The sequence below is a fragment of the Sulfurospirillum deleyianum DSM 6946 genome (assembly GCF_000024885.1).
Classification (GTDB): domain Bacteria; phylum Campylobacterota; class Campylobacteria; order Campylobacterales; family Sulfurospirillaceae; genus Sulfurospirillum; species Sulfurospirillum deleyianum.
On the sequence record NC_013512.1, the window covers coordinates 671,866 to 692,747 of the forward strand.

Annotated in this window: 20 protein-coding genes and 1 tRNA gene; 6 read left to right on the forward strand and 15 right to left on the reverse strand. The window is 39.9% G+C overall.

Annotation, left to right across the window (positions count from 1 at the left end; translation table 11 throughout):
• Positions 1 to 15: 15 nt before the first annotated feature.
• From SDEL_RS03485 to SDEL_RS03525, 9 genes are all read right to left on the reverse strand, one after another.
• Entirely contained in the window at positions 16 to 312 is a 297-nt protein-coding gene (locus tag SDEL_RS03485) for a YggT family protein (protein ID WP_012856481.1), read from the reverse strand.
• Positions 309 to 1,451 (reverse strand): glutamate--tRNA ligase family protein, encoded by a 1,143-nt coding sequence (locus SDEL_RS03490; protein WP_012856482.1) that lies wholly within the window; start codon positions 1,449 to 1,451, stop codon positions 309 to 311. Before SDEL_RS03490 ends, SDEL_RS03485 begins: the two co-directional genes overlap by 4 nt.
• Entirely contained in the window at positions 1,444 to 3,690 is a 2,247-nt protein-coding gene (locus tag SDEL_RS03495; RefSeq protein ID WP_012856483.1) for a glutamine--tRNA ligase/YqeY domain fusion protein, read from the reverse strand. The genes SDEL_RS03490 and SDEL_RS03495 overlap by 8 nt, the downstream gene beginning before the upstream one ends.
• 295 nt (positions 3,691 to 3,985) lie before the next feature.
• Positions 3,986 to 5,314 (reverse strand): alpha/beta hydrolase, encoded by a 1,329-nt coding sequence (locus SDEL_RS03500; RefSeq protein WP_012856484.1) that lies wholly within the window; start codon positions 5,312 to 5,314, stop codon positions 3,986 to 3,988.
• Positions 5,315 to 5,326: 12 nt separating this feature from the next.
• Positions 5,327 to 5,968, reverse strand: a complete 642-nt coding sequence (locus tag SDEL_RS03505) for a hypothetical protein (protein ID WP_041666243.1) — start codon at positions 5,966 to 5,968, stop codon at positions 5,327 to 5,329.
• Positions 5,965 to 7,332: an IS4 family transposase gene (locus SDEL_RS03510; RefSeq protein ID WP_012856485.1), complete on the reverse strand. Its 1,368-nt coding sequence runs from the start codon at positions 7,330 to 7,332 to the stop codon at positions 5,965 to 5,967. The genes SDEL_RS03505 and SDEL_RS03510 overlap by 4 nt, the downstream gene beginning before the upstream one ends.
• A gap of 154 nt (positions 7,333 to 7,486) precedes the next feature.
• Complete coding sequence (locus SDEL_RS03515; protein WP_049767060.1) at positions 7,487 to 8,083, reverse strand: OprD family outer membrane porin; 597 nt, start codon at positions 8,081 to 8,083, stop codon at positions 7,487 to 7,489.
• A 118-nt stretch (positions 8,084 to 8,201) separates the two neighbouring features.
• Positions 8,202 to 8,912: a response regulator transcription factor gene (locus SDEL_RS03520; protein WP_012856486.1), complete on the reverse strand. Its 711-nt coding sequence runs from the start codon at positions 8,910 to 8,912 to the stop codon at positions 8,202 to 8,204.
• 12 nt (positions 8,913 to 8,924) lie between these two features.
• The gene (locus SDEL_RS03525) at positions 8,925 to 10,361 is read right to left on the reverse strand and encodes a DASS family sodium-coupled anion symporter (protein WP_012856487.1); all 1,437 of its coding nucleotides are present in this window, start codon (positions 10,359 to 10,361) and stop codon (positions 8,925 to 8,927) included.
• A gap of 95 nt (positions 10,362 to 10,456) precedes the next feature.
• On the opposite strand from SDEL_RS03525, the gene SDEL_RS11610 reads away from it, so the two are divergent.
• The 6 genes from SDEL_RS11610 to SDEL_RS03555 all read left to right on the forward strand — a co-directional run bounded on the left by SDEL_RS11610 (position 10,457) and on the right by SDEL_RS03555 (position 16,311).
• Entirely contained in the window at positions 10,457 to 12,886 is a 2,430-nt protein-coding gene (locus tag SDEL_RS11610; RefSeq protein ID WP_190275662.1) for an ATP-binding protein, read from the forward strand.
• 82 nt (positions 12,887 to 12,968) lie between these two features.
• Positions 12,969 to 13,889 (forward strand): cache domain-containing protein, encoded by a 921-nt coding sequence (locus SDEL_RS03535; RefSeq protein WP_012856489.1) that lies wholly within the window; start codon positions 12,969 to 12,971, stop codon positions 13,887 to 13,889.
• Entirely contained in the window at positions 13,882 to 14,097 is a 216-nt protein-coding gene (locus SDEL_RS03540) for a hypothetical protein (RefSeq protein WP_012856490.1), read from the forward strand. The genes SDEL_RS03535 and SDEL_RS03540 overlap by 8 nt, the downstream gene beginning before the upstream one ends.
• 83 nt (positions 14,098 to 14,180) lie before the next feature.
• Positions 14,181 to 15,509 carry a ShlB/FhaC/HecB family hemolysin secretion/activation protein gene (locus SDEL_RS03545; RefSeq protein ID WP_012856491.1) on the forward strand — a complete coding sequence of 443 codons (1,329 nt, stop codon included), beginning with the start codon at positions 14,181 to 14,183 and terminating at the stop codon, positions 15,507 to 15,509.
• A gap of 70 nt (positions 15,510 to 15,579) precedes the next feature.
• Positions 15,580 to 16,218, forward strand: coding sequence for a Crp/Fnr family transcriptional regulator (locus SDEL_RS03550; protein ID WP_012856492.1), 639 nt, complete (start codon positions 15,580 to 15,582; stop codon positions 16,216 to 16,218).
• 18 nt (positions 16,219 to 16,236) lie between these two features.
• A tRNA-Gly gene (locus tag SDEL_RS03555) sits at positions 16,237 to 16,311 on the forward strand.
• An 83-nt stretch (positions 16,312 to 16,394) separates the two neighbouring features.
• On the opposite strand, the gene SDEL_RS03560 is transcribed toward SDEL_RS03555, so the two are convergent.
• Genes SDEL_RS03560 through SDEL_RS03585 form a run of 6 tightly spaced genes read right to left on the reverse strand, consistent with a single transcriptional unit; the run spans position 16,395 to position 20,861 of the window.
• Positions 16,395 to 16,904 (reverse strand): hypothetical protein, encoded by a 510-nt coding sequence (locus tag SDEL_RS03560; RefSeq protein ID WP_012856493.1) that lies wholly within the window; start codon positions 16,902 to 16,904, stop codon positions 16,395 to 16,397.
• Positions 16,901 to 17,854 carry a hypothetical protein gene (locus tag SDEL_RS03565; RefSeq protein ID WP_012856494.1) on the reverse strand — a complete coding sequence of 318 codons (954 nt, stop codon included), beginning with the start codon at positions 17,852 to 17,854 and terminating at the stop codon, positions 16,901 to 16,903. Before SDEL_RS03565 ends, SDEL_RS03560 begins: the two co-directional genes overlap by 4 nt.
• Positions 17,851 to 18,528, reverse strand: a complete 678-nt coding sequence (locus SDEL_RS03570; protein ID WP_012856495.1) for an ABC transporter ATP-binding protein — start codon at positions 18,526 to 18,528, stop codon at positions 17,851 to 17,853. Before SDEL_RS03570 ends, SDEL_RS03565 begins: the two co-directional genes overlap by 4 nt.
• Positions 18,525 to 19,634, reverse strand: coding sequence for an ABC transporter permease (locus tag SDEL_RS03575; RefSeq protein WP_012856496.1), 1,110 nt, complete (start codon positions 19,632 to 19,634; stop codon positions 18,525 to 18,527). Before SDEL_RS03575 ends, SDEL_RS03570 begins: the two co-directional genes overlap by 4 nt.
• On the reverse strand, positions 19,624 to 19,812 hold the full coding sequence (locus tag SDEL_RS03580; protein WP_012856497.1) for a hypothetical protein: 189 nt from the start codon (positions 19,810 to 19,812) through the stop codon (positions 19,624 to 19,626). Before SDEL_RS03580 ends, SDEL_RS03575 begins: the two co-directional genes overlap by 11 nt.
• On the reverse strand, positions 19,809 to 20,861 hold the full coding sequence (locus SDEL_RS03585; protein ID WP_012856498.1) for a nitrous oxide reductase accessory protein NosL: 1,053 nt from the start codon (positions 20,859 to 20,861) through the stop codon (positions 19,809 to 19,811). Before SDEL_RS03585 ends, SDEL_RS03580 begins: the two co-directional genes overlap by 4 nt.
• Positions 20,862 to 20,882: the final 21 nt, after the last annotated feature.

Here is a 20,882-nt window from a genome sequence, read left to right on the forward strand (position 1 = left end):
GTGCCAAAAGTCTGTTTAAAGTGCATTGGAAAGGGCAAATAAGAGTTTAACAGCAAATAAATCGACAAATTGAAGCACAAGGACAACAATCAACGGCGCCAAATCAACACCCCCGATAAGTGTTGGGACAAATTTGCGAATGAACGCATAGACAGGATTGGTAAGGCGAAATAAAATCTGTACAATGGGATTGTATGGGTCAGGGCGCACGAACGTAATCAGTGCTGCAATAATGACCACCCAAATATAGATGTTAACTAATGTATGTAAGATAGTGGCAAATGCCTCAATTAGGGTTGCTAAAATAATCATCGAACAATCTCCTTAAGATAATTTTTAATCAGAGGGTAGGTTTGAGCCAGTGTTAATCCCTGAGCTTTACCCATGAGTAAATAACAAAGTGGTTTGACAAACGCTTCTGCTTTTAAACCACTTTTTTCTGCCAAATAGGTTTCAAAAGCATCATAGCTCTCAAAATAAGGTGCTTCTAAAATCAGTGTTTGAAGCGTTGTACTCTCAGTTTCAAAGTCTTGTAAAGGCTCTTTTTTCGCAAAGATAGCGTCTATGGCACCTTTGATTTGAGCTGTGGTGCTAAGCGTTGTTGTGTAGAGTTTTGCCAGCTTTCCGATGTTTTCACACGCATAGCCTAGTCGTTTTGAAAGTTCCATGTCGCTTAGGTTTTGAATGCACTCTTTGTTCATGTGGCGCAGTGCTTCTTTTTCAAACGCCACAGGTGTGTTTGTTTTCTCTTTGTTACTCAACCATTCTGTGCCAAGTGCTAAAAGATACTGAGCAATCGCTTCAGGCATGAAGCCCTCATCCAAAAGGGCTTTGACACGAATCGTATCAGCGTTTTGAAGGTTTGGAACGTAAAGGTAGTTTAGCGCTTCTTCATAGCCCAGTGCTTTTCTTACAAGATTCTCTTTGGCGGCATCTTCTCTGCATGCTTCCTCACGAATGAGGGTGCTTGCACCTTGAAGCATATCATCACACGCCCTAGCAAACACGAGCGTGGGGTATTTGTCTCTTTGCATGATGGTAAAGCTATCGTTGGTTGTAGGTGAGGGCTTCATGCGAATGACAAACGGGCTAGGATTGTTTAAAATCTCCTCGCTATTTAAATGCTCACACGTCCCATCATAAGGGGAGGCTTTCTCTTCAGGGCAAAAGCAGATAAAGGCTTTTTTTCTATCCAAAAGCGTGGAGGCAAATTGGAGATGGTATTTAAAGTTATGCCTTTGGTAGTAGAGTTGAGTGTAAAAAATACCAAAGAGCGATAAAATCTCTAAGAATGCATCCTCTTTGGCTTCCATTGCTTCGCTTCTTTTTCCATCTTCGATACGCACAATCAACGGTAGATTTTTTTGCTGAGCATAAAGAGCGCTCAAAAGGGCGATGCGAAGCTCACTCGCCAACATATCATGCGTGGGTGCAAACGAAAATCTAACCATGGTTCAGCTTCTTTGAAACAAGTTCATTGACAATGGTTGGGTTGGCTTTGCCACCGCTTTGTTTTAAGACTTGCCCTACAAAAAAGCCAAAAAGATTGGTATTACCTGCTTGGTATTTGGCAAGATTGTCAGGGTTTTTTGCCATCACTTCTTCAATCATAACGGCGATAATAGCAGGGTCGCTGATTTGTTTCAAGCCTTTACTCTCAATGATAGCTTTTGGTTTTTCGCCCGTGTGTACTATGGCTTCAAAAACCTCTTTGGCAATTTTAGAGGAGATAACTCCTTCATCTAGCATCATGACCAATTCAGCCACTTCGGTAGCACCAAAGTTCAGTGGTAGCTCTTTTTTAAGCTCTCTGGCAACTTCGTTAGCGACTAGATTGGCAAGGGTTGTTGGGCTTTTTACATGTAAAAGCGTTTCATCAAAAAAGTGGCTAAGCGCTTCATCACGAGCTAAGGTATTGGCGATTTCTGTGTTGAGGTTTAAGGCGGTGTAGCGCTCAAAACGTGCTAACTCTTCTGTACTCATTGGCGCTACATCACCCTCAATATGCGCTTTTTTAGCTTCTGCTTTTGGAGTGTTTTTAGGAGCTTCACTCTTTTTCGCCCACGAATCTTTCAACCCTACGATTTTGTTAAACACAGGGTGTTCATCGGTGTAATCCATCGGGTCAGCGTAAAAATAGCCTTGTCTTTCAAACTGAAAACGAACATCGACTTTTTCGCTAATCACGGCGGGTTCTATAAAGGCATGGGTGTTTACATGTAAAGAATCAGGGTTCAAATCTTCCACGTTTTCTGGCGCATCGATTTTGTATAAACGCTCATAGAGTCTAACCTCGATTTGTTTGGCATGCTTCGCACTCACCCAGTGAATCGCACTTTTTGTTTTAATGCCACTTGTGTCAGCCCCGCTTTTGGAGTCTGGATGATAAGTCGCTTTGAGTTCGACAATAGCGCCATTTGCATCTTTAATCACCTCTTTACATGTAAGAATGTAGGCGTGTTTAAGGCGCACAGGTTGGGTTGGCGTGAAGCGGTGGTAGCCCTCTATCGGGTTTTCCATAAAATCGTCACGCTCGATGTAAATCTCACGGGAGAAAGGAAGCTTTCGTGAACCAACTTTTGGCACATCGTGTGGGTAATACGAAGCATCTATCTCTTCTTCACCCTCGTAATTTTCGATGGTGACTTTTAAAGGGTCAAGCACGCACATGACACGAGGGACTTTTTGGTTTAAATCATCTCGGATGCAAAACTCCAGTTGCGCCACATCGACCATGGAATTGGCTTTGGCGATGCCGATTTGCTCACAAAAGTTGATGATAGATTCTGGTGTATAGCCTCTGCGTTTGTAGCCTGCAATAGTGGGAAGTCTCGGGTCATCCCAGCCGTTTACGTAATTGCCATTCACCAGTTCTAAAAGCTTTCGTTTGCTCATGACGGTGTAGTTGATACCAAGACGTGCAAATTCATGTTGATACGGGCGAGGAGGGGTAAGTTCTAAAGCATCTAAAACCCAGTCGTAAATGTCACGGTTATTTTCAAATTCTAGGGTACAGATGGAGTGCGTCACGCCCTCAATGTAGTCGGATAAACAGTGCGCAAAATCGTACATCGGGTAGATACACCATGTATCGCCCGTTCTAAAATGGTGGGAATGACGAATGCGGTACAAAAGCGGATCACGCATCTTCATATTTGCCGCACTCATGTCGATTTTAGCCCGTAAGACGTGCTCGCCATCTTTAAATTTTCCCTCTTTCATCCCTTTAAAAAGGGCTAAGTTCTCTTCAATGCTACGATTGGCGTACACACTTCTACGCCCAGCTTCTGTAACAGAGCCACGGTACTCTCGTATCTCTTCTTCATTCAGGCTATCGACGTAAGCTTTTCCCATTTGGATGAGTTGTACGGCATAATCGTAAATTTTAGGAAAATAATCAGACGCATAACGTACGTTGCCATTCCAGTTAAACCCTAGCCATGTCACCGCATCTTTAAGCGCTTCAACGTATTTGGTATCCTCAGTGGTTGGGTTGGTGTCGTCCATGCGGAGGTTGCACTGCCCCTGATAATCACGTGCAATGCCAAAATTGATACAAATAGACTTTGCGTGTCCAATGTGCGGAAAGCCATTAGGCTCAGGAGGAAATCTCGTTACAATGTTTTGATACTTGCCTGCTTTTAAATCCTCTTCCACTTTTAGACGTAAAAAATCTTTACTTTCGCTCATGTTATTAAAACCTTTGATGTAAAACTCTTATAGTTTGTATTTTATCATGCTCTGCATTAATTAACCCAAAAGTGTTTTTACATGTAATAATGATTTGAAGATTTTTGAGTCTAATGAAATGACGTATGGATTATGAATGTTGCGTTTGTTTGTGGATGCTGTTCATAGCAATAATTGTCCACGAGATTAAAATGACATTAACGAAGGTTTCTGCACAGAACGTAAGCTGTATACTCATAAAATCGCCTTTCAAAAAGATAAGGAAGGGAAGGATAATAACCCTTCCTTATACACATTAACGAATTGGCACACGTGAACTAAGAGGTTGTGGCTTAAATTCTGGTAAGAAGCGACAATCGCTCGTATCCCATTTCGCATCTAAAGATTGACACTGTTTGGCAATACTGTGAGCAGTTGGTTTTTTCTTTGTATTGATCCACTCAAGTAGTCCATTCATAATAGAGACGTAATGTACATCACTGATGTAGCTGTGTTGATTGTCGTTGGCAAACGTTTGAACCAAATTGGCACCTTTGCCTGCTTTTTCAACTTTTTGTTTCCAAAAATCAGCAATTTCAACAAAAACCGTTGGGTCATTGACCGCATTGATGCTGACCATTGGAAGGGCGATATTACCTGTTGGGTCTGCATCTTTTGCAAAATCAGCTACAGCTTTGGGGTCTGCTTTGTAACGAAGCACTTTTTTATTAAGCGCATCATCGTTGCTTGATCCTACGTATTTGACGTTTTCATTGCCAAAAGGGTTACGACCATCTAAACGGTTCCACACGATGTCTTGAAAATGATTCGTTGCCCATGTTAAATGTGCCTGAATGTTTTTTTCAGGGATTTTAATGACATTGACAATAGTTTTAAGGTTGTCTTTTTGTTTGGCAGTGCGTTCACTTTCTGGTTTATCTAACCCCAAACACTCGTTGACCCTTTGTGTTAAATCTTCTTTTTTCATCAGTTTCGCATCTTTGGGAAGTCCCTGCCATAACGGGTATCGTACTTCATTTGCACGTGGGTGATTTTCACACACGGCTTGCCAAACGACACGTAAATCAAGCCTAAAATCATATGCTTTAGTGCCACCTGCAAGGAGTGAATTGGTCAAGAGAACACCATCAAGTTTAGGGCTTATTTTTGAAAAAGGGCCATCCACTTCAGCGGCTCTTGCCGCAACGCCACCACCCCATGATTGTCCGTGTAAAATCACTTTATTGGTTTTACCAAGAACACTGGTCGCAAGGGGAAGTAAGCGAGCCGTATCTTCAGCGGCCGCCATAACTTCAACCCCGCCTTGTCGGTACGAAGTAACAGCTAAAGCCGAGCCACTTCTTACCCAAATAGACCAACGATCAAAATCTGCAATGGCACGTTCTGCTTTTGGAAGTTTTCCCAGAGCAGGCCCACCATGTGAATGAAGCACTAAATTGCCATTCCACTCTTTAGGTTTGGCAATCCAATAATATGCTCCCATTTCATCTTGTCCAGCCCAGCAGGTTGTTCCTGTTGGCAAATTTTTTACTTCGCTAGGGCATGGTTGCTCCATTGGTGCTGCCATAGCGCATGAAACCATCGCTCCTAATAAAAAAGAGCCTGCAATACGTGATATTTTCATAAGAGACTCTCCTTAAAATTTGTAATTGGCTTTAAACCAAAGTTCTTCACCTTTATTCGCATCCGTGAATTCACCGCTTAAAATGGTGTAAAGTGCATCAAATTCTAGACCTTTGAGTGCTCCTGTAAATTTATAAGAGGCATAGAAGTCTGTAATTTTTTGATCGTCACGGTTTGATGCAGCTGAATTAACATCGAGTTTCGTGTAGCGAGCACCTGTTAAAAGATTGAACTGTTTAAAATTGTAGTTTGCATCAATAGAGTAGCCTGAGGTGTCGGAACTAAAGGTACCAACTTTTACTTGTCTACCTTTGATATAGTTAGGTTGTGCGCCACCGCCAAGACCTGCTTTAACGCCTTTATTGCCATCATCATCGCTGATAGAAGAGTAGGCAACATAGGTTTTGAAATTTTCATAGCCTAAATTAACTTTGACACCGTACATTTTGGCTGCATCGTATTCTTCCCAATCGGTGTAAAGATAATTTGCAGCAATTCCGTAATTAAAACGGTTGTATTTGTTGGTGTATTCTGCTTCAAAGTAGTAGTCTTTATAGCCTTGTTTTCTACTTGTCGCAGTTGCACCTTTTGCATCATTATCCAATGTTAAATATTGAACGGTTAACTCAACGTTAGGAATAGATTTATTACTCATCTTTCGCACCTAAATCCCAGCAATTCTTGAGTTGCACTTCGTAGTGTAGCAATTATACTGGTAAAATCCTTATTGTTCTTTACAATCTCATCAATTTGTGCTATTTTGTCCATTATTTCAATAAACGCTTGCATAGCAATAGAAAGCGTGTAGAGTTCACACTCCAAATCTTTAAATAATCCACCAATGGTTTTTGGCTCATGGCTGATTCTATTGATGTAGCTGACAATATTGTAAGCAAAGAATGAAAGTGTCATTCTAGCAATCAGTGCTTCATAGATTCTATTTTCTTCTTGTCCAAACCCAAAGTATTCTCTGAGCTCTTTATAGCCTTGTTCTATATCCCATCGTCGTTTATAAATCTCAATAATCTCTTCATCATTGAGTTCTAAATCGGTGGAGACAATAGGGATGAGATTGTCGGTGGTTTTAATAAAAACAATTTTGAGTTTCCCTGCATTTTTATGTTCAACAACGGTTGAAAAATAGCTAAAGCGAATCTTCTTGCCATATGTTCCCACTTTGGCATTTTTAAGCTTTTTGTGTTTTTCATACATGGCATTCAGTGTTTTTTCTTTGTCATTAAAGTTCCAAATCTTAGTGTTGTTAGCAATTCTTGAAATGACCTTTAGACCCAAATCGTTCATCTCTTGGATAAAGGCTGGTTTAGAGTACCAACTGTCAACCAGCAAGTAATCAGCGTATATACCACTGTGTACAGCTCTTTTTACCATAGCCAATGCTATCTTAGACTTACCCTCCATAATCTCCATTCTTCGTTTGTAAGCGTTGCAACGGATATCGAGTTCTGTACTAAACTCTTCAACTTTAACGCGGGCATAGTTTCCCATGCTCATTGCAAAATCTATCATAAAATTTGAATAACCATCACTATAATTCAAAGAAACAACATTGATCCCTCTAATGGTTCGCTTCTCTTTATTGCTCCAAAGTCCATCACGACTCCCCTCTATATATTTACCTGTTTTACCCTCAACCGTATCATCCATAATAAAGACTTTTATTGACGAAGCATCTTGGACTTTATGCAAAAGCTTGATGATTTTTAAAGTGCTTAAAGAGAGAAGTTTTCTCCAGTTGTAGCTACTATTTTGCAAAAGTCTGTAGTAGGTGTCTTTTTTAAAACTCTCATTGCTTTGGTGCATAAACGAAGATATCTTTTTATTCATCACCAACATATAGACAAAGTGTAATACAACAAGATAGGGGGCTACGCCTTCTCTTTTCTTTACAAAGTTAGCACGGTGTAAAATACTCTTGATGTTTAAGAGTTGCAGTGTTTGATATATGGGGTTTTTAAGCGTTGTATTTATGGCCGATAGGATCTGTTCTTGAAGATTCATGGATGATATTCTTTATTTTTATTATAGCTAAAAGTGCCTAATATAGGGCTTTAACAGACTTTTTTCATTTGTCAATATGGAGATGGCACTCTTCTAAACGCTCGAAAGAATAGCCTTTTTAGACTATTCTTTTATTGGAATTAGGTGCGAAAGCTCAGTTATTAATAGCCATAGCCGTATAAGCATAATCATGGTCATTATTGAGTGCTTCAAAATCAGCAATTGCATCGCCATCGGTTCGCGCTTGAAATTTTGTGACCACACCTGCCATTAAAGTGGTTTGTGGAATATCGGTATTGGTCAGTAAGGCTGCTTCAAAGGATTGGGTAATCATACGAGAAGTACTGCTTCCAATAAGAGGCGTTTTAATAAATTGACGACCAACTTTTGCGGTTGTATTGCCTAATTTGTATAAGACATAGGCTTCTGAGAGTTGTGCCCCTGAGCCATACATTTCATCTTCAAACACCACTTTTGCATCATCACTTGCATTGGGTTGAAAACTTGATTGCATCGTAGCGCCTAGTGAAAAACCATAAAGACTACCTGTGATGTAATTGAGTCTAAGACCTGTTGCAAAAATATTGGCACTTTCATCATCGGCATCACGGTCACGGTCAAAATACCATGCACGTAATTCTCCGCTTACTTTACCCTCTTTAAATGCGTCAGCAAGTGTGTCTGCTGCAAATGAACTGGTGGTTAGACCAGCAACTAAAATAGCCGCCAAGCTAAGATTAGCTAGTTTCATACCTTCTCCTTAAGTTAAATGATATTTCAAGAAAGACAAGAAGAAGTGTAGGTGAAAAAAGTTTCGGGAAAGTCGCTTTTAAAACACTATGATGAATTTTTACATGTAAAGATAAAATTTAAGAAATGAGAATGCGGTATCCTACGCCTGAGATGTTTTCAATCGCCTCTTTACCTATTTTGGCACGTAGTTTATTGACTAAGCTTTTAAAGGCACTCTCACTTCCCATGTCATCCTCCCAAAGTGTTTTTTGGAGCTCTTCTTTGGAAGTCATACGATTTTGATTGGCAATAAGATGGTCTAAAAGTTTGACTTCTTTTGCAGTGAGGGGATGGATGTGCTGCTCAAAGGTGACAGTGCGCTGTTGATAGAGGTAAAGAGCACCTGTAATGAATTTTACATGTAACGTTTTATGTTGAATTACTTTTCGGGCTGCATTTTTGAGTGTTTTTTCTAAAATAGTAAAGTCAATGGGTTTGGTGAGATAATCCACTAATGAGAGTTTAATAGCTTCTAAAAGATAGGCTTTATCGGTGTATGCCGTCAGAAGAAAAACTTGTGATTTTTCATCAAAACTGCGTAGCCATTTTACAAAATCAATTCCATTCATACCTGGTAAATTAATATCGCAAATAATAATATCTGGCGCAAATGTTGCATAGAGCTCTTGTGCCTCTTCTGCAGAGGCAACGGCTAAAATAGTGTCGCTAAAATAGTGAAGTACTTTGCTAATGGTTTCACGAATGGAAGCATCATCTTCGATGTAGAGAATATGCAGTGATTTGAGTGTCGTTTGCAGTGAAAAATCATTTTCAACTAAATATACCATGTCACTTCCTTTTTAGTAAAATCCAACCATTTTCCACCATGCTAGACCCACCACAATGAAAATAAACTGATTCATAAGATTAATCATAAAACCAGCACGCAACCACTCTTTTTGACTGACGTAGCCTGATTCAAAAAGAATGACTCCTCGTGTATGGGTGTAGGGCGTAAGAGAACCATAAAGGCTACTTGAAAAACCTAAGAGCAATGCTAGAGGATAAATGGGAATACCAAGCGTTGTTCCAACACTTAAAAACACAACATATAAGGCTGCCACTTGAGCTATACCACTGGCAAAAAAGTAGTGGATATAAATATAAATGGCATTGAGTGCGACTAGAATAAATATCCAATGCATAGAATTTATTACATAAAGCTGTTCCCCAATTATGGCGCCAAACCATTTGGTAAAGCCAAGTTTATGTAAAAACTCTGCCATCATCAAAAGGGCACAGAGCCAAATCAGTGTATCCCATGCGTTTTTTTCACCTTTGATATCATCCCATGTGAGCACTCCCGTAATCATAAGAACACTTAGTGCAATGAGTGCAGATGTTGTTGCATGAAGATTTAAGAAAGAGCCAAAAATCCAAAGAGCTAAAAGCCCAAAAAACGTGATGAGCATAATGATTTCATTCAAACAAAGCGTGCCTTTTTCTTTTAAGGCTGTTAGGGCAAAAAGAGGTGCTTCTAGGGTTTCTTCAATGGTAGGTTTCATAATGAAATAAAGCGCAATAGGAATAAAGAAGAATGCAATTAATACAGGAAGACTTGCGGCAATAAACCATTCTGACCAGCTAAGATTTACGCCAAATCCACTAGCAAATTTAACAATTAAAGGATTGGCCGCATAAGCGGTAATGAAGAGTGCACCTGTAATATCGCTGATATGGCTAAGACACATAATGAGGTAAGCGCCCATTTTATGGCGACTCTGATCGTTAGGATAGGAGTTGAAATGGCGTGCTAATGCTTGCGTGATAGGATAAATAATGCCCCCTGAACGAGCGGTACTGCTTGGTGTTGCTGGAGATAAAATAAGGTCTGCAAAGGCAAGTGCATAGGCAAGTCCTAAAGTTCGTTTTCCAAAATAGCGCACCAATAAAAGCGCTATTCGCTCTCCTAGCCCTGTTTTAAGAAATCCTTTGGCAATGAAAAAAGCGATGATAATGAGCCAAATAAGTTCATTATTAAATCCACTGAGTGCATCCATAATAGCTTTTTTTGATGAAACTGCTCCTGCCGCACCTGTGATAGCAAAAAGCGTAATGCTTAAAAGTCCAATAGCCCCCATAGGCATAATGGAAAACATGATGGCACTGATGGTGGCAAGAAAGAGAATAAGCGTTTGCCATGAATGCAATTCGATGGTATCTGGTTTAATAAACCATGCAATAGACGCAATGAGTGCGATGGTAAAAAGAGGGATGATTTTGACACTCTCGTGCACTTTAAATCCTTACATGTAAAAACAAATTAAACCACATTATAAGCAAAAAAAGTCGCTAATAAGCTTTTTTTTGTTTGTATGTTATGATAGCCACCATGAAGCAACTTTGTTTTTTTTCTCTTCTTTTAGCATTACTGTTAAGTTCTGTATGTGCGCAAACGCAGACCTTTTTAAACAAAAAAGAGCAAGCGTATATGGATGAAAAACAAGTGCTGAATGTCTATGTGGAGCCTGATATTTATTTTTACACGTATACGTACGATAATTACCTCAATGGTTATGCCATTCATTACCTGCGTTTGTTGGCAAAAAAACTCAATAGCGAGCTTCGTTTTATCTTTGATATTAGCCCTGAGGAAGCGAAAAAACAGCTTGCATTAGGCATGTTGGATATAGCTCTTTTGACGCAGACGTATGCTTTGGATGAACGAGAATTTCAGTTAAGTAAATTCCCTGTAGGTGTGCTTCAGCCTGCCTTATTAATGCCCAAAATTTATCAAACTTTTCCTGATTTAGCGTCGATGGAGAAGGTGCGCATAGCTGTTGTAAAAGAGAGTGGTTTTGACTCAATGATTAGGGATAAAAATCCTGATGCGAATATTGAAAGTGTCGAAAGCATTGAGGAATTAGTGGAAAAAGTACGACGTCAAGAGGTGGATTGTGCGATTGGGGTGCATGAACACTTTCATGCACTGCTTGAGTCAAAGCGCATTGCAACGCTACAAAGCATTCCTTTACGCAATAATGCCGATTTTCCAATACTTAAATTGGTTTTAGCGACCGATAAGGAGAATATTAGGCTTATTTCAATTCTTAATAAGGCAATGGCACACGTTGATTATTCTGAAATGGTTTTTGCACGTAAACGTTTTTTCCCTTCAGATTCATTTCGACAAACACATATTAAAGTTCCTCTGATGCAAGATGAGAGGTTCTTTTTAATGGGAAAACAGATGCTTAATGTCTGTGTTATTCCTCGCCATCTTCCCTATGGGGATATTGTGAAAAATCACTATCAAGGCATAGGTGCGGACACCATTAAACGCTTAGAAAATGATTTGGATATTCCTATCCAACTGTTACCCACACAGGATAAAGAAGAATCGTTTCAAGCCTTAAGTGATAAACAGTGTGATTTTATTGCGATGACGACACCCCTACCCGATGCAGAAGATAGGTTTGTTTTTACCTCTTCCTTTTTAGATGTTCCTTTAGTGGTTTTAACAAGTGATGATAAAGTCTATGTGCCTGATTTTAAGACGATTCAAGAGCGTTCTTTTGTGATACATAAAGAACATCCCATGATAGAAACTTTACGTTTGATGGTTCCCTTGATGCGTCTTGATGGCGTCGAATCAAATATTGAAGGCTTAAAGCGTGTTGAAAATGGGGAATATTATGGGTTTATTACGTCCAATTTGGTGGTTTCTCATCTTTTTCAACATCATCTTGCCAACCGTCTTAAAGTATCCGCACAAATTCCTCTTTCTATACCCTTTGGTTTTGCCATCTTAAAAGAAAATGAGATGTTACACGCTATTTTAGAGCAGAGTATAAAGTATTCTCTTAAAAGTGAAATGGAAACGTTGGTGCGTAAATGGGTACCTGAGCGCTCGCCTAAAGGGTTTGATTACCATGTGGTACTTCAATTAGTACTCTTTTTTATGCTCTTCTCAGCGCTAAGTTTTGCACTTTATTTTGAGATGAGGCTTAAAAAAAGCAGGCTAGAAGTTGCAACACAATCACTTGATGCTCTAAATCAAGAACTTGAATCTCGCATCAAAGAAGAGGTGAAAATCAGTCGTGAAAAAGATATGGTGATGTACCGTCAAAGTAGGTTTGCGAGCATGGGTGAGATGATAGGCAATATTGCTCATCAGTGGAGGCAACCTTTAATGGAACTCTCTGCAATTTTGATGGAGTTACAAGCAAAAGTGCATTTTAAAAAACAGCTGAGGGATGAAGAGATTATAGAGACGATTAGCTCTTCTAACCGAGTGATTCAATTTATGTCACATACTATTGATGATTTTAGAAATTTTTTCTCTCCGCAAAAAGAGTTTCAGCGTTTTTGCATTAATGCAGTTGTGAAAGAGTCTTTACACATTATGAACGCAACTTTCCATCACCATCGCATTGAGGTTGAGGTGCGTGAGCATCTTCTTGATGTGATGGCGAATGGACTTAAAAATGAGTATGCACAGGTTATGATTAATTTACTTTCCAATGCCAAAGATATTTTAGTAGCACGAGGGATCGTGAAAAAACGCATTGTCATTGAGATTGATGAAGATGCCATGGCATCCACTGTTGTCGTATGGGATAATGCAGGGGGCATTGAAGAAGAGAATCTTGCTCATATTTTTGAGCCTTTTTTTACGAAGGAGAAGAGCAATGGTACGGGCATTGGACTTTTTATGTCTCGAATGATTGTGGAAAACAATATGCATGGCAGTATGAGTGTTAAAAATAAAAAAGAAGGGGCGCTCTTTTGTGTGAGGCTTCCAAAAGTATTAACTCCATGAAAAAAAGCAACTTTTACGCAACTTTTTTGGTTTACGATAAGGGTGTGCTTTTTTCTCAAATGGTTTACATGTAAGGAAAATTATGGTGCTTCCATTTCATCAGCGTGTTGCGCTTGTTTCAGGTATATTACTCACATTTTTTCTTCTTCTTTTTGGCGGTGTTGCTTATTTTAAAATAAAATTCTACGTAGATAAAGAGGTGAGCGCACGTCAGTTACAACGCATGAAAACGCTTCAATTGGATATTCACAGTTGGATGATTCCTAGTATGCGTCATGTTGAGGAACTTGCTCAAGAGCTGGAGGAGTATGCTCCTTTTGAAAAACAAAATGTTGTTCCGTTGCTTGCGCATGCAAAAAAGAGTATTGATGCGGTACAAGTCTATTTTGGCATTGAAGATGGCAGAATGATGTATGACACAGGAAAAGAGCTGAACAAAGAGTGGTATGACCCTCGAAAACGTCCATGGTATCATGAAGGTTTAGCGGTTTCTGAGGCAATTGTTTCTAATCCTTTTGTTGGTTTTGCGAGCAATCAACTGACCCTGACCATTATGACCCCTGTTTTTGTAAAAGAGCTCAAGCAAGGTGTGGTCGCTGCTTCTTTTTATGTCAATAAACTCTATGCAAAGATTAAAGCTATTCCCATGGAAGAGGGGTATGCTTTTGTTGTGAATAGAGATGGTGAAGTGGTAATGCACTCTGATAAATCAATGGTAGCGATGCAGTTAACGGAACAAAACGATGCGTTAAAAAATCTCTATAAAACGATGCAAGAAGAGGAAGAGGGGTTATATCTTTACGAAGATGAAAATAATAAGGAACTCATGAGTTTTGGAACATTACACAATGGTTGGTTTGTTGTGGTTTCCACTGAATATGATAAAGCGTATGGTTTTGTAGATGCACTTTTAAAATTGCTTTGGATTATGGGTGTATTGATGATTGTTTTAACGGTGATGGTGTTGATGCGTATGACACAAAAGAGTATACGTCATGGCTAAAAAAGCATTTGTCTGCATTGTTTTTGGTATCTTCTTCTTAACTGAAGTATGCGCAACTGAGGCCATCTATGACTTTCGTGCAATAGCACTTTTACTCAATCCCTCAGCTAAAAACTTCTTTATCATTTTAATTTCACCTTTTTTTAACACCAAACTCCTTTCCATAAATCTGAAAATGGAGTTTAACCAATCTAACTTGGTTTCTTAAGGTTTTAAATCAAAATGCAACTCTTAAATTACATTTTCAACTGACGAGTTTAGCACTTCGTCTGACAAAAGATAACCTCCTTAATGACCAAAGCGTACCGAGAAGAGGGCTACTTTGTAGCCCGTGCATACCTTCCACAACAGCGCATGCAAGAGGGCATTTTAGAGATAGCCGTTGTAGAGGGACAGTATGGAAACTTTCACCTTAAAAACAGCTCGTTGGTTTCTAATAGAATGGTTCAAGCCATGCTGGATGATGTCAAAGGCGACAATGTCATTAGCACCTATACCCTAGAGCGAGCGATGCTCCTTATTAACGATACCGCTGGTGCTAAAGTCACAGGAGCTGATGTTAAACCTGGTGAAAGGGTGGGTACTTCTGATTTTGATATGGTCGTTGAAGCAAGTGAGCCTTACAGTGCGTATATCGTAGGCGATAACTATGGCTCCAAATACACAGGACGTTATAGGGTCAATGTGGGCTTAAGTGCCAATTCACCCTTAGGCTATGGCGATAAGTTGGGTATCAATGGGGTTATCTCCACTGAAACAGACTTGAAAAATGGCAAGGTCTATTATAATTTTCCACTCATGGCAAATGGTCTTAGAGGTGAACTCTCTGCCTCACGAACCTCGTACTCCCTTGCAGAAGAGTATAAAGCCCTAGATGCACTAGGTCACTCAACCAGCCTTGAAGCCTCGCTTTCTTATCCACTCATTCGTACACGCTTAGAGAGCTTACACCTCGTCTTAGGCTATGCCCATAAAAAGATGAGAGATGAGATAAAAAGTATTGATGATGTCACTAAAAAAGATTCAGATGCACTGAGTCTTGGAGCAAATTACCTCAAACACCACACCCTCTTTGGGTTAAACAGTACCCTCTCAAGTGAACTTAAACTCACCAAAGGCGTGTTAGATAGCCCTAGCAATGATGACACTGATGGAGCGTATGCGAAAGTTTCAGGCAGTGTCGAAGAGACCATGACATTCTCACCCCAATACGCCCTAATCACCAGCCTTCGCTTCCAAAAAGCACTGGGCAATAAAAACCTCGATGGCTCTGAAGATTTCTCTTTAGGTGGAGCCTATGGTGTAAGAGCCTTTCCTGATGGTGAGCACTCCGCAGAGAATGGCTACATCCTAGGCGCAGAACTCTTCTATACCTTACCTTCTTATGAGAGCATAAACCACAAAGCCAGCCTCTTTGTGGATACTGGCTACGCCACCATGCAAAACAAAAACGGTACGAGTGAGAGCAGACAACTTAGTGACATTGGCTTAGGGTATCAAGCCTCCTACAAACAGTTCTTTACTAAAGTGCAACTGGCTAGAGTCATGGGTGGAGAAAAGGTTGAAAGTGAAAGTGAACGCTCTACGAAACTTTTACTGCAACTAGGTTTCGTTTATTAGGCTTTACATGTAAAGCCTTTCTCAAAAACAATACGCTACCATGTACCAGTTTATTTTTAAGGATTAGGGCATGGAGCGTATTAAAAACATTGCTATTTTTTCAAAATTGACCGCAGAACAACTTGAAAAACTTAAAAAAATTTCGGTCATTAAAAAGTATCATGCCAAGGAAATTTTATTTTATGAAGGCGATGAGCCTCTTTACCTACACGTTTTGTTGCAAGGCACGCTCAAAGTCTATAAAACCAATCACAAAGGGCAACAGATTTTCCTTCACGAGTTTTATCCTGGTGGGTTAGTGGCGGAGCTTGCAAATTTTGAGAATATTCTCTACCCCGCAACGGCAGAGTTTATGAGTGATGGTGAGGTCTTGCGCATTGATTATAAAGCCTTAGAGAAAGATTTTTTTAAAAATCCTGATATCTCCTTTGAGATTATTAAGAGTTTGATTGCTAAGCATAAAATCTTGCTTGATGTAATTCAAAAAGAGGTGATTTTAACCGCAGATGCTAAGGTAGCAAAGTTTATTTTAGAAAATTCGGAGCTTTTTGACACATTAAAAAACACCCAAATCGCTTCTTTACTGAATCTAACTCCTGAAACCCTCTCTCGTACCCTCTCAAAGTTTAAAGCTTCAGGCTTGATTGAGATGGATGACAAACATGGTTGTCACATTTTAGATAGAAGCTCTTTGGAAATCATGCTATAATGCCACTTCTTTTTTTATGCGGGTGTAGCTCAGTGGTAGAGTGTTAGCTTCCCAAGCTGAAAGTCGCGGGTTCGAGCCCCGTCACCCGCTCCATAGATCTCATATTTCCCTTCTTTTTGCATATTCGCATTATCTTTAGTGTATCTGAGAATCAAAACGTGAATGAAAGTAGGCATTTAAAGCCTATTTTCCACGAGCAGATGGCGTACCATTGGATGCCATAAGGTTTCACCCCTTTGGGCAAAGGTATAGACTTCATCAAAATAGTAATCTGCGGTATCATAAACATGAAATTCATAAGGGCTAAAGCCATATCCCATCGGTGTCATGCCTACCCGTGAATACCATGCGGTTTTAGCAGGGACATAACGCTCCGTGTCGGTGGCATAGACCCAAAGGGTTAAATTCTCCTTCTCTTCTTGTTTTTCAATCCACAAAAAAAAGCTTCCAATGTCATTAAAAAAGTAGGTATCGCCATTGGGTTTAATCGCTTGTGCGGTGTTGAAAAGCTCTAAAATAGGAACATTATCTTGAGAACAGTAGTATCGCTCTAAGATAATTTCTAAAGGCTCTTTGGCGGTGTTGTTATGGACGACGTAGATTTTAGAGGGTTGGGTGTCACTAAAAGCAATGAGTAAACCTAAAATACCTCCCACACAAAGAAGTGCCAGCACGGTTTTTATCATAATAGGACTCCTGTAAGGAGATAGTAGTGCACAAAATAGAAGGTACAAATCGTCGCACTCAGCACTAAAAAGAAAGAAGAGTACTTTAAGAGGCTATCGGTTTTAGCTCCTGTGATACGCTCAATCAAATAGGGCATCATCCCAAAAAAGATACCTAAAAAAAGAAAACCCCAAATAAAATAACCAATGTAGTAGTACTCTTTTTGTAACATACAGTAGGGGCATTTGTGGTTAGGCATTTCGTAAATATACAGACCAAAGAAGTAGGTAATGGCATAGTATCCCACAAATAAAAAGAGAAAATTGCACAGCAAGGTTGCGATTTTTTGTTTGAGGGTGTTGAGCACTAAAATGCTTACCAAAAGAAGGTAGTACAACGCCAATAAAAATTCTTGGGTATACCCAAAGGGGAGTTTGGGGGATTGAAAAACCACCGAACAGCAAAAGACAGGCACTTTTAGGGGAATATTTGAAAAATAGATAATTTCTAGGGCAAATTCACTGCACAAGAGAATAAATAAAAAGCTAAAAAGCCAATATTTGGGTTTGAGATGGGGAAAATTGGGAGCAGTTAAATCCAATGTGTTAATGAGAAACCAAAGTCCTAGTCCAAAAATGAGCATCAGCTTTAAAAATAAAACCAAATTACCATACACGTTAGCTCCCACCACTCCAGCTGAGCACATGGCTCCGGGAACCACTCCTGCTAGGGAGTTAAGGGAGAGGATAAAAAAGAGAAAAAGAATGATTTTAACCGCAACCGTGAAGTACAAAATGGTATTGACCAGATAATTTTTTTTCTCTAAATGGTATTGCAAAGCAGTGCTACTCTCAAAATCCCAACGGCGTAAAATCAGGATAATGTTGCCCTGTGCAATGCTCATTAAGAGCAATAAAATGACCTCAATAAGCAAGAAAACGACAATTTCAGTGGATAAAAAGATACTCATGGAATTATTTCTCCATCTTTCATGTGTATGTATCTATCAATGGCTTTGGCTTCTTCAAATAAAACATCATGTGTTGCGACAACAACGGTTTTGCCTAGGGCTTTAAAGGTATCTAACATTTCTATAAACAGACGGCTGTTTTGGGTGTCCAAGTTAGCGGTTGGCTCATCGGCTAAAATGATGGGCGGATTCATCACTAAAGCCCGTGCAATCGCACAGCGTTGTTTTTCACCGCCACTCAAATCCGATACCCGTTGCCTTTTTTTATGGGCAATATTGGCAATGTCAAGAGCTCGCATGACTTTTTCCTCAATGTATGTGTGCGAAAGATGGCTGAGCATTAAAGGCGCTTGTACATTTTGTTCGACAGAAAGACCATTTAAAAGATTGAAGGATTGGAAGATAAATCCTATTTTTTCATGGCGGTAACGTGAGCTTAAAATATCAGGCAATTTAGCGATGTTTTCTTCTTCGACGATCATATCGCCAGAGCTAGGTTTACTCAGTCCTCCCATCAAGGATAGAAGCGTGCTTTTTCCACTGCCACTCACCCCTTTTAAAATGACAATTTCACCCTTTTCAATCTCAATATTAATCGCTTTGAGGGCATGAAAGGCATTGGGTTTAGAGGCGTTGTAGATTTTATGGATGTCTCTTAGTATCATCTGTTTCATCGTACCGCCTCGCTCATATCAGCAATGGCAATTTTCCATGAGGGAAGAATCACACACGCCAAAAAAGGAATGACACTAAAGATAAAGAGTAAAAAAAGCATATTCATATCCACAATGGGGGTAAATTCAACGCTGTGTTCAAGTTCTGAGCCTAAGAAAATCGAGCGAAGCAGAGGTGCTTGAAAGAAAAAGACATAAAGGTAAGCAATGCCCACACCTGATAAAAACGCACTCAAAGCAACCGTGCTGTTTTGGATAAACTTAATTGCAATAATATCTTTAATGCCATAGCCAATGCTACGCAAAATCGCAATCTCTTTTTTCTTTTCGCCATAGACAAGGCTGATTTGGTTTTTGAGCAAAATGAGAAAAGAGACCATGCAAACAAGGTATAAAATCATAAATACGCCTCCTTTGTAGTAAAAAAGGTGTTGGTAATTTGCCAATATCTCCTCTTTGGAAGTAGCTTTCACATAGGGCAAAGTCTCCACAATTTTAAGGGTGAGTTCGCCGACTTCATTAGGGTTTGGAACGGTGACATAGAGTTTGGAGTAGTGCTCCATCCCCAAATCCAAAACGGCTCTGGCATTGGCAGGATGCATATAGATCACATCGTTACACAGAAGGTTGGTGGCTTTGGATTCGATTTGCTCGATGTTAAGGGAGATTTTTCCTTTGGGGGTAAAAAAGTTAAAACTATCTTCATAATGCCACGCTTTAATGGCGGTGTAGACACCACTGCCTACTCGCATCTTTCCTAAACTTAAGGAGCTATCACCCATGACATGAAACCAAACACGCCCTTGAGCAAAGTAGTAGTAGCCATCCACGGCTCCTTCCACCGCAGTGACTCCCGTCAGCGATTCGATGGCTTCTTTATCCTCTTCACTTAAGGTATAGGCTCTCCCTGCTAAGGTGTTTTCAACCACAATATCGGGTTGAAATAAGGTGGCTGCTTTTAAATCACTTTGAATGGCATCAGAGACAAAAAGCACACCACTTAACAAGGTTACGATAAACGTAAAAATTAAAAAACTAAAAAGATGATCGGCTTTGTCTTTGAGCAGTAAGACAATGGCATATTCACTCAGGTTTTTAGGGAACATAGACAAATCCTTTATAAGCGCTCTCTTTAAAACTAAGGGAGAGCTCTGCGTGTTTCATCCGTGCGGCAAGGGATTGAATCTCTTTTTCTTTGGTTTGGAATTCAAAGCTTAACGCATGGAGGATGATGACGCTATAGAGTAGCCCAAAAAAGAGGGCTACATAGCGTAGGGTTTTCATAGGCTTTTGAGCGTCTTTTCGCTAATGTCATCAAAGCGTAAAAGACGTTTTCCACTGTGGTCTTTCATAAACGAAACGGCTTCACTTTCGCTCGCAAATGGAATTAGCTCCGCTCCCATGGGCCCATAGACATTTGCGCCAATGACATAAAAGGCTTTGGTTGCATTGAGTTTTTTCAAGCTGTAATAATCGCTTACATAGATGTGTTCAAAATGTTTTTTTTGTGCAAAAATATACTTCATCATATCTTTGACGCCATCAAAATAGAGCGGTTTTTCAGGGGTTTCAATCACAGCAACCCATTGGGGGTATTTGGCAACGAACATACCGCATACAGGGCATTTTGCATCGCTTGGAACGATGATTTTTTCTTCCGCTACAGAGGGTGTTGTGCCTGCTTTATGATCCCAAAGATACAAAGCGACCATTTGGTATTGACCTTCTGATTCGAGTCGGCATGCTTTTTTGAGGGCTACTTTTAGAAGCGCTATGTTTGCAAAAGAGGCAGCATTGACTTTTTCACAACCGTTGTTATAGAGTTTTTCACCCATGCCATAGACAGAGCGCTCACGTTTGTTTTTAAGCATGGCACTATCTTTTGCAAAATCTTCTTTGGCAATGGCATACGCCTCTTCAAATTTGACGATGCGACCACCATTTTCCTCTTGAAAAGTTTTGGCATCGGCTTCTCTTACAAAGGCATACTGGCTGTTCATAGTCATGGTGCCAGGTTTGGAGCTTCCTACGACATAAAAAGCGTTGATTGCCTCAATAAAGCCTAAATTTTTGGTATCAATCACTTTGGCATCTTTAGGAAACACTCCTTTGGTGTCTTCGACTAAACAGTGGATGGAACAGTATTGGTGGTCTTTGTGTGCATGGCTGGTTTTTTGAAACTTCACCAAATCCATACCGCAGTTGGGGCAGTAACGCTTCGCATCACCGCTTTGAATAAGAACCGCTTTCTCTTCTGGAACACTTTGGAACATCTCTTGTGCAAAGCTTAGATTTAAGCACAGAGCAAAGAGCATGATGATTTTTTGGAACATGGTTTATCCTTTACATGTAAA